Origin of the sequence: Pseudomonas sp. 43NM1 (genome assembly GCF_002836905.1) — a bacterium.
GTDB lineage: Bacteria > Pseudomonadota > Gammaproteobacteria > Pseudomonadales > Pseudomonadaceae > Aquipseudomonas > Aquipseudomonas prosekii.
Window position 1 is genome coordinate 1 of sequence record NZ_MKGS01000093.1, and the last position, 3,409, is coordinate 3,409.

At 61.8% G+C, this 3,409-nt stretch carries 6 protein-coding genes; 4 read left to right on the forward strand and 2 right to left on the reverse strand.

Annotated elements, in window-relative coordinates; translation table 11 throughout:
- Together BI292_RS09550 and BI292_RS09555 are read right to left on the reverse strand one after the other, a co-directional pair.
- Window positions 1-200: YchJ family metal-binding protein (locus tag BI292_RS09550; protein ID WP_256592643.1), on the reverse strand; the 200-nt coding region annotated here is incomplete at its 3' end.
- Window positions 201-204: 4 nt separating this feature from the next.
- Window positions 205-702, reverse strand: coding sequence for a DUF6231 family protein (locus tag BI292_RS09555; RefSeq protein ID WP_092272180.1), 498 nt, complete (start codon window positions 700-702; stop codon window positions 205-207).
- 189 nt (window positions 703-891) lie between these two features.
- Between BI292_RS09555 and BI292_RS09560 the strand changes: the two genes are divergently transcribed.
- The 4 genes from BI292_RS09560 to BI292_RS09575 form a co-directional block, all read left to right on the forward strand.
- Window positions 892-1,587, forward strand: a complete 696-nt coding sequence (locus tag BI292_RS09560) for an OmpA family protein (protein WP_092272177.1) — start codon at window positions 892-894, stop codon at window positions 1,585-1,587.
- Window positions 1,588-1,679: 92 nt separating this feature from the next.
- The gene (locus BI292_RS09565) at window positions 1,680-2,405 is read left to right on the forward strand and encodes an OmpA family protein (RefSeq protein WP_101207730.1); all 726 of its coding nucleotides are present in this window, start codon (window positions 1,680-1,682) and stop codon (window positions 2,403-2,405) included.
- Between the two features lie 162 nt (window positions 2,406-2,567).
- Entirely contained in the window at window positions 2,568-2,846 is a 279-nt protein-coding gene (locus BI292_RS09570) for a DUF1145 domain-containing protein (RefSeq protein ID WP_092272170.1), read from the forward strand.
- Window positions 2,839-3,409: collagen-like protein (locus BI292_RS09575; protein ID WP_101207731.1), on the forward strand; the 571-nt coding region annotated here is incomplete at its 3' end. The genes BI292_RS09570 and BI292_RS09575, both read left to right, overlap by 8 nt.

Genomic DNA, 3,409 nt, shown 5'->3' on the forward strand with positions numbered 1-3,409 from the left:
CTCATCGACTGCCGATCCAGCCCGGCCTGTTGCGCGGGCAGGGTGGTCGCCACCAGATAATCGACCAGCCCCAGCACATAGGCGCTGTAGCGCGAACGCATCAAGGCCTCGGCGCATGGGGCCGGGTGGCCGGCATGGTAATGACCGCAGCAGGCGTCGAGCAGGGTGCCGCTGCCGCAAGGGCAAATGGATGTACTCATTGCGTTACCACCAGTATTTCCCGAAGTTTTCCGGATTGGCCCAGAACCGCGCGTTGAGCCAGTCGGGCACCTGTTTATAGTCAAGCAGATCATAGGTGAACAGCGTCAGCACCTGATCGTCGCGCTGAAAGCGTTCGCTGGCCTGCAGCGCCAGGGAGAAAAAGTCGGTTTCCTGCCATTGGCTGGCCGGCAGATCGGCCAGCACCGCGATGCGGCTGGCGTTGAGGTTGCGAATGCCGCCGAGCAGATTCAGGCCATCGCGCTTGGGCAGATGTTCCAGGCAATCAACCACCAGCGCCAGATCAAAACGCCGCGCCGCCAGCTCTGGCGGCAACGGCCCGGGCGCTGCGTGGGCGACGCAACTGTCCGGATGCGCGAGCTTGAACGCCGCCACGGCGGGGAATTCACTGGCGCCAATAAGCAACAGCCGTGCCGGTGCATAAAGGTCGAGCAAAGCGGCCAAGGCCTGCTGCGGCGTGCGCGAAGAAATACCTGCAATCATCGAAGATCCTCAATCAGAGCGCCAAGACTAGCCTGCCGCAACCTCCGGGCCTAGAGCCATTGTCCGGCAAAAGTGCCGATGTCCCGTGAACACGGGCTAAAACAGCGATGGCCTATTGCTGGCGGAGATTAAAACTGCGGTCTTTACTCCCTGAATCGGTTTCAAGCCGATCCCTCAGGAGAAAACTAGATGAGCATAGTTCGGACAGCATTACCCTTGGTGCTGCTAACCAGTGTGTTGACTGGTTGCGCAGGTTTGCAGAAAACCGACTGGCCGTCCTGTGCGGCGGTCGGCGGTGTCGTCGGTGCAGGGCTGGGTGCGACCGAAAGCACCGCGTGGGCCGGCGGCGGTGCGCTGTTTGTCGGCGGCATGGCGGCGGCGTATTGCTGGGTTCACGGTGACGGCGACGAGGACGGTGATGGCGTGCCGGACAGCCGCGACAAGTGCCCGGGCACACCGCGCGGGGTTCAGGTGGATGCTGACGGCTGCCCACCACCAGCGCCGGCGCCAGTGGTCGAGGAAGTAGTGATCGTCAAGGAAGAAACCATTGTCATCCGCGACGTGCACTTCCAGTTCGACAAAGCCACGCTGACCCCGTCCGACAAACTGGTCCTCGACAAAGTCGCGACGCGCCTGAAACAGGAAGCGTCGACTGCGCGCCTGACCGTCAACGGCCACACCGACAGCGTCGGCAGCGATGCCTACAATCAGAAGCTCTCGGACAAACGTGCGCACTCGGTGGTGGAATACCTGATCCAGGGCGGCGTGCCGCGCAGCAGTTTTGTCTCGGTGACCGGCCTGGGCGAAAGCCAGCCAGTGGCTGATAACAAGACGGCCGATGGCCGCGCGCAGAACCGCCGCACCGAAATCAAAATCGAGCGTTAAAGCCCCTTCCGCTCCGCGGCTTGTGCAGTCGCGGTTGCGGGTCTTTACTCCTGTGTAACCGGTATGGGCCGGTAACACAGGAGCATTCACAAATGAGCGTTCTCATACGCACCGTCTTGCCGGTTCTGCTGCTTGGCAGCTTGTTGACCGGTTGCGCCACTCACAGCGATGGCACTGCCCCGCTCAATCAACGTACCTGGCCGATCTGCAGCGTCATCGGCGGCCTGGTCGGCGGCGGCCTCGGTGCTCTGCAAAGTAGCGCATGGGCGGGCGGCGGAGCAGCGCTCGGAATCGTTACGGGTGGTTTGATCTGTTATGCGCAGGACGGCGACGAAGACAGCGACGGCGTATTCGACCGGCGTGATCGTTGCCCCGACACGCCGGAAAACACCGCTGTCGATCATCGCGGCTGCCCGCGGCCGGTGTACCCGGTCAGCGTCAAACCGGTCGAGCCAGCGCCGCCGGCGACGGAAGTCATTACCCTGAGCGATGCCGGCAACGTGCTGTTCGACTTCGACAAATCCGACCTCACGCCTGCCGCTCGCAGCGAGCTTGATGCACTGATGACCAAGTTGCAGAACGCCGACGTGGTCAGCATCAAAGTCATCGGCCATACCGACAGCACCGGTTCGGACGCGTACAACCAGGCATTGTCGGAGCGTCGCGCGAGCAGCGTTGCCGCCTATTTGCTGAGCCAGGGCCTGGCGCCAAACAAACTCACCAGCGAAGGCAAAGGTGAAAGCCAGCCGGTTGCCGACAATGAAACGGAAGAAGGCCGGGCGCAAAACCGTCGTGTCGAGTTGCACATCAATCGCTGATGCTTGACGCAGGCGTTTAGCAAAAGCCTCGATCTAGAGCCGCCGGGCCGGTAAAACGGTTAAACCGGCGGCCTTCTGGATGAATTTTCTGTTGCCCACTGGCGCATCCCGCGTGGAAGCCGTTACTGTGCGCCCAAAGAATAATTCTCAACGGGGGAGCGTATGAAGGTGTTTTGGGGGCTGGGGAAGCTGTTGACCCTGCTGTTCTGGTTGGTGGTGCTGGTCAACTTGCTGATGCCGTTTATCAATCCGCTGCACCTGCTGGTCAATTTGGCCGGCGCTCTGTTGGCGGTTATCCATTTTCTTGAGGCGCTGCTGTGTTTTCGCAGCCTCAGAGGTCGCGCCCATCCGTGGCGTGATCGTTTGAAGATCCTGTTTTTTGGCGTTTTCCATTTGCAAACCATTCCGGCCCCGGCCGTACAAGGGGCTTCCCATGCGTAAACTTTGTCTGCTTGCCGCGTTCATCAGCCCGTTGGCCTGTGCTCAGGTCGTGAGCGTTGAAAGCAATTCCCTGATGCGCTTGCCGAATAACACCAGCACTTTGCAGCTCGAACGCCTGGACGTTGCCGATTACGGCACGTTGCTGATTCCGTCCAACGTCACGGAAGTGACGGTCGGCGAATTGCACCTCGGGCGTGACGCGCGAATTGCCATTGTTCCGGGCGAACAGGCGCTGGAGCTGAAAGTCAGCCGCGCCGAATTGTCCGAAGGCAGCTCGATCACCGCGCGCGGGGCGCCGGGGACGTATCAGAAGGCGGCTCGTTCGGGACGTAATCTGAACCTGCAGATCAAGGCACTGGATGCACCGATGTTGACCGTCGACGCACGCGGCGGCGCGGGCGCGCCGGGTTTTGTCGGGCTGGATGGCGCTTACGGCGAGGACCCGGGTTGCACGTGGGGCCAGGCCGGTCGCGGGTTCAACGGCAGCGATGGCAGCGATGGCCAACCGGGCGCGGCTGGCGCGTTGGTCCGTTTGGAAGTGCCGCGCAGTTATCCGCTGGAGC

Coding starts and splice junctions, on each gene's coding strand:
- BI292_RS09570 (WP_092272170.1), top strand. CDS start 2,568: ATGAAGGTGTTTTGGGGGCTGGGGAAGCTGTTGACCCTGCTGTTCTGG.
- BI292_RS09555 (WP_092272180.1), bottom strand. CDS start 702: ATGATTGCAGGTATTTCTTCGCGCACGCCGCAGCAGGCCTTGGCCGCT.
- BI292_RS09560 (WP_092272177.1), top strand. CDS start 892: ATGAGCATAGTTCGGACAGCATTACCCTTGGTGCTGCTAACCAGTGTG.
- BI292_RS09565 (WP_101207730.1), top strand. CDS start 1,680: ATGAGCGTTCTCATACGCACCGTCTTGCCGGTTCTGCTGCTTGGCAGC.